General features: G+C 61.8%; 5 protein-coding genes. All 5 read left to right on the top strand.

The genetic code is table 11. From position 1 onward, the window contains the following. Nucleotides 1–261 precede the first annotated feature (261 nt). Nucleotides 262–1632 carry a glutamine synthetase family protein gene (locus ACRESD_RS06780; RefSeq protein WP_431750225.1) on the top strand — a complete coding sequence of 457 codons (1371 nt, stop codon included), beginning with the start codon at nt 262–264 and terminating at the stop codon, nt 1630–1632. 101 nt (nt 1633–1733) lie between these two features. Next, nucleotides 1734–2333 (top strand): class I SAM-dependent methyltransferase, encoded by a 600-nt coding sequence (locus tag ACRESD_RS06775; protein WP_431750224.1) that lies wholly within the window; start codon nt 1734–1736, stop codon nt 2331–2333. Between the two features lie 122 nt (nt 2334–2455). Beyond that, nucleotides 2456–3589, top strand: coding sequence for a ribonuclease D (rnd, locus tag ACRESD_RS06770; RefSeq protein ID WP_431750223.1), 1134 nt, complete (start codon nt 2456–2458; stop codon nt 3587–3589). Next, complete coding sequence (locus tag ACRESD_RS06765) at nt 3586–3879, top strand: YcgL domain-containing protein (RefSeq protein ID WP_071488977.1); 294 nt, start codon at nt 3586–3588, stop codon at nt 3877–3879. The genes rnd and ACRESD_RS06765 overlap by 4 nt, the downstream gene beginning before the upstream one ends. Nucleotides 3880–3986: 107 nt before the next feature. Further along, nucleotides 3987–4919 (top strand): D-2-hydroxyacid dehydrogenase, encoded by a 933-nt coding sequence (locus ACRESD_RS06760; RefSeq protein ID WP_431750222.1) that lies wholly within the window; start codon nt 3987–3989, stop codon nt 4917–4919. The last annotated feature ends 70 nt before the right edge of the window (nt 4920–4989 follow it).

Here is a 4989-nt window from a genome sequence, read left to right as displayed (position 1 = left end):
CTCCCTCACTGTGATTGACACATGGATGGTTCCCCCGACACTCACCCCGAGACATCGCCTGGCGTTTTAGTGCCGAGTGGTTCGACGGTCGTCGAGGCCTTACCGTCCGAGTTGGCGTTCTGGGCGCTGTTCCATTGCCGTCACGCCCGCCCACCAGATACCTCCCTCCTACGTTGATCTTCCCCATGGATGACGCGCGCCTGTGCGCATCTGCCCGGCGGCGCCTGTGCGCCTGCCTGATGCAAACGTATGAGAATTGCCATGAGTGTTTTTGCCAGCCTGCACGAAGCCCAAGCGTTCCTTGAACACAACCCGGACATCGAAATGTTCGAGCTGTTTATCCTCGATAACAACGGCGTGCCACGGGGCAAGTTACTGCACCGCGATGAGCTGTTGGCGGTGTACGAAAGTGGCCGGCCACTGCCCAGCACCATCCTCGGCCTGACCATCAATGGCGACGATGTGGAAAACTCTGGGTTGGTATGGGAGGTCGGTGATATCGACTGCCGCGCCTACCCGGTCAGCGGCAGCCTGCAGCGCATGCCGTGGCGGTTGATCCCGACGGCCGCTGTGCAGGTCAGCATGCACCCCACCGAAGGTCTGCCCGCCACGGTGGCCGACCCTCGGCATTTGCTGGCCAAGGTCATCGACGGGTTGAAAGCCGACGGCTATTACCCGGTGATGGCTGCGGAACTGGAGTTCTACCTGCTCGACCAGAAGCCCGATAGCAACGGTCGCCCGCAACCGGCGCGGGATGTGGACGGCCATCGCCCACGCTCGACCCAGGTGTATGGCCTGCGTGAGCTGGAGCAGATCGAGCCGTTTCTGGCCGACCTCTACAGCGCCTGCAAACTGCAAGGCATCCCGGCGCGCACGGCGATCTCCGAATACGCCCCGGGCCAGGTGGAAATCACCTTGGAGCATCGCGCCGATGCCCTGCAAGCCATGGACGAAGCGGTGCGCTACAAACGCCTGGTCAAAGGCGTGGCCCATAAACACGGGATGACCGCCTGCTTCATGGCCAAGCCGTTCGACGACCTGGCAGGTACTGGCATGCATATGCACGTCAGCCTGGCGGATGCTGAAGGCAACAACCTGTTTGCCAGCGAAGCCACCGACGGTACACCGCTGCTACGCCAGGCGGTAGGCGGCATGCTCGACACCTTGCTCGATTCGCTGCTGATGTTTTGCCCCAACGCCAACTCCTACCGCCGCTTCCAGACCAACAGTTACGCGCCCTTGGCCGCTACCTGGGGCGTGGACAACCGCACCGTCAGTCTGCGCGTGCCCGGCGGCCCGGCGAACTCGCGGCATATCGAGCACCGCATCTGCGGTGCCGATGCCAACCCGTACCTCGCTGCCGCCGCGATGCTGGCCGGCATCCACCGTGGCATCCGCGAACGAAGCGATCCAGGCGCTCCGGTGGAAGGCAACGGCTATGCCCAGGCCAAGGAGTTTTTGCCTACGGACTGGCTCACCACCCTGCGTGCATTGGAGGCTTCAAGCTGGGCACGGGATGCGTTCGGCAGCGAATTCCTCGGGGTATTCCTGGCGGTCAAACGCGCCGAATATCGCCAGTTCATGGGCGAAGTCGGCGAGCAGGATTGGCGCTGGTACCTGAACCAGGCCTGAAGGGATTTGCGACGGCGGCGCTTTCGACCTTTTTTTCACGTTGCAGTGATTAAGCTGTGGATCAAGGTCGTTCACTACCGTTTCGCTTACATGAGCCCGTGATGTCGCCACAACCTCCATCCTCCATCGAGATCGAATTCACCGAGCGCTGTGACCGTGAGCATGCCCTAGTCTGCGGTGATACCCGCCCGCAAGGGTTGTTGCAGCGCTTGGCCGCGTGGCGTACGGCGCGGCTGGTGCGCCATGCATTGAAAGTGGCGGGCGAGCCGGGGCTGATTCTTGACCTGGCCTGCGGTTCGGGGCAGTTCTGGCCAGTACTGGGCGAACACGTCAACCGGGTGATCCTGGCCTCGGACAACTCCCAGGCCATGCTCGACCATGCCCGTACCCATCACCCGGCGACGCTGCTCAAGCGGATCAAGACTTTTCAAGGCTCGGCGTTTTCCATCGGCCTGTCGGCGAATGCGGTGGACTGCATTTTCTGCCTGGAATTGTTTCGCCATGTCCCCGACAGTGACGTGCGTTTAACCTTGCTGCGCGAGTTTCATCGGGTCAGCCGTGACACCGTGATCGTCTCGGTGAATGCGCGAACGCTGGTGGAGGGTGAGTTCCGCGAAGCCGGTTTCAAAGTCCTGAATTACCAGGAGTTCCTCCCAGGCTCCACGTCGTGGCGGGTCTACGTTCTACGTAAGAGAGGATAAGTCCCGTTCGTCGGACTATTCTCCGTCTCTTGTCGGAGTTTTCATGATCGTGTGTGCACTGCGAATGCTCGCAAGCCCCTTTCGCGATATATACTGCGCGCCATTCTTCAAGGGAGAGCCGTGTGGCCATCGATATTCACTGGATCTGCGACAACGATAGCCTCGGCCAGCACTGCGCCGAATGGCAGCAGTTGCCATTCGTCGCCCTCGACACCGAATTCATGCGGGTCGACACCTTTTATCCCATTGCCGGGCTGATCCAGATTGGCGATGGCGTACGCGCTTACCTGATCGATCCCCTGACCATCGACAACTGGCAACCTTTGGCCGCCTTGCTGGAAAATCCAGCGGTGATCAAGGTGGTGCACGCTTGCAGCGAAGACCTCGAAGTGTTGTTGCGCCTGACTGGCAGTTTGCCGGTACCGCTGTTCGACACCCAATTGGCCGCGGCTTACCTGAACCTCGGTTTCTCGATGGGCTACTCGCGGCTGGTGCAGGCCGTGCTCGATATCGAGTTGCCCAAGGGCGAGACGCGCTCGGACTGGCTGCAGCGGCCGCTGTCCGAGACGCAAGTGAGCTACGCCGCCGAAGACGCCGTGCACCTGGCCGAGGTCTACACCCGGCTACGTCCGCGCCTGTCCGATGACAAATACGCCTGGGTACTGGAAGACGGCGCCGAACTGGTGGCCAACCTGCGCCGTGAAGTCGACCCGTACGAGGTGTACCGCGAGGCCAAGCTGGCGTGGAAACTGTCCCGCGCCCAGCTCGCCGTACTGCGTGAACTGTGCGCCTGGCGCGAACAGCAAGCCCGTGCCCGTGACCTGCCGCGCAATCGCATCATTCGTGAGCATTCGTTATGGCCCCTGGCCAAATCCCAGCCGGATAACCTCGCCGCCCTGGGCAAGATCGAAGACATGCACCCGCGCACCGTGCGTCAGGATGGTCAGTTCCTGCTGGACCTGATCAAGCGTACCGGTAGCGTGCCAATGGACCAATGGCCGCCTGCCGTCGCAGAACCCCTGCCGGTAGACGCTGCAGCGTTGATCAAAGAGCTGCGTACCTTGGGCCAGGCGTTTGCCGAACGCCTGGACATGGCGCCGGAACTGATGCTGCGCAAGAAAACCCTCGAAGCCCTGGTTAAAAGCGGCTATCCCGATGGGCCTTACCAATTGCCAGACTCGCTGCGTGGCTGGCGCCGCGAGTTGATGGGCCAGGCGCTGCTCGACAGCCTGGCCACTGCCGGAGAACAGCCTTGAAACGTATTTGCTCCATCTACCGCAGTTCGAAACGCACCGGCATGTACCTCTACGTGCTCAAGAGCGACGCCCTTGAACGTGTGCCTGAAGCCCTGATCACTATTTTCGGCAAGCCGGCGCACGCGTTCGACCTGGTACTGACGCCCGAGCGCAAGCTGCAACAGGAAGACATCGTGCAAGTCCTGGAAAACCTCGACAAGCAGGGCTACCACCTGCAAATGCCGCCGGCCGAGGACGAGTACATCGAACACTTGCCTGAAGAGCTGCTGCGCCGCAACGACCCGATGTGATCGATCAGTGCCCCGTCCGGGGCACTTGCTTCAATGGAATCGTATAAGTGGGCGGTGGCCGTAAGGATGCGGGCGGCCGTCCGTATTGTTTTTGAAAGGTTTGAACCATGCGTGTTCTGATTGCTGAGCAGGATCACCCGCTCTACGCCCAACTGCTGCGTGACGCGGCGCCGGACCTCGAGGTACTGACTAGCGGCGATTCGGCCGAACTGTCGCGCCTGGCCGCCGATTGCCCGGTATGGCTGGGCCAGCCGGACCTGCTGGCCACCCTGTTGCGCCAGGGCCACCAGCCGCAGTGGCTGCAATCGACCTGGGCCGGTATAACGCCACTGCTGGCCGAAGGCTTGCCGCGCCACTATCGCTTGACTCGCGCGGTCGGCATCTTTGGCCAGGTGATGGCCGAGTTTGTCCTCACCTACATGCTGGGCCACGAGCGCGAAGTGCTGGCGCGGCTGGTCAGCCAGGTCGAGCGCAAGTGGGACAACCGCATGGGCCAGAGCCTGGCGGGGCGCAAGGTGCTGATCGTCGGCACTGGTGATATCGGCCAGAGCGTTGCCGAGTTTCTCGTGCCGTTTGGCGTGAAGCTGTATGGCATTGCCAGTTCCGCACGCGAACAGGCGCCGTTTATCGAGGTGGCCGGGCTCGACCAGTTGGGCCGGTTGGTGGGGGAGGTGGACTACGTGATCAACCTGCTGCCCAATACGCCTGACACCCATGATCTGTACGACGCTGCGCTGTTCAAGCAATTCAAGCCGACCGGGTTGTTCATCAACGTCGGGCGCGGCGTGGCGGTGGTGGATGCCGATCTGGTCGAAGCCCTGAAAGAAGGGCACCTGGCTGGTGCGGTGATCGATGTATGCCGCCAGGAACCGCTGCCGCAACGTCATCCGTTCTGGACCGCGTGGGGCTTGTTGCTGACCGGGCACAGTTCGGCACCGACGTCGCCTTCGATGATGGTGGAGTTGTTTGTGCAAAACCTGCGGGCGTATCAGGCTAAGGAAGCGCTGCGCGGGGAAGTCAGCTTCGAACGCGGCTACTGAAGCCACTGCTAATCAAAATGTGGGAGCGGGCTTGCCCGCGATGACGGTAGGCAGCCAACATCTCTGTAGC

Origin of the sequence: Pseudomonas sp., from assembly GCF_050739995.1 — a bacterium.
Lineage (GTDB): Bacteria > Pseudomonadota > Gammaproteobacteria > Pseudomonadales > Pseudomonadaceae > Aquipseudomonas.
The sequence above is the reverse complement of the archived record's forward strand: the minus strand, read 5'-3'. Positions and strand labels throughout refer to the sequence as shown.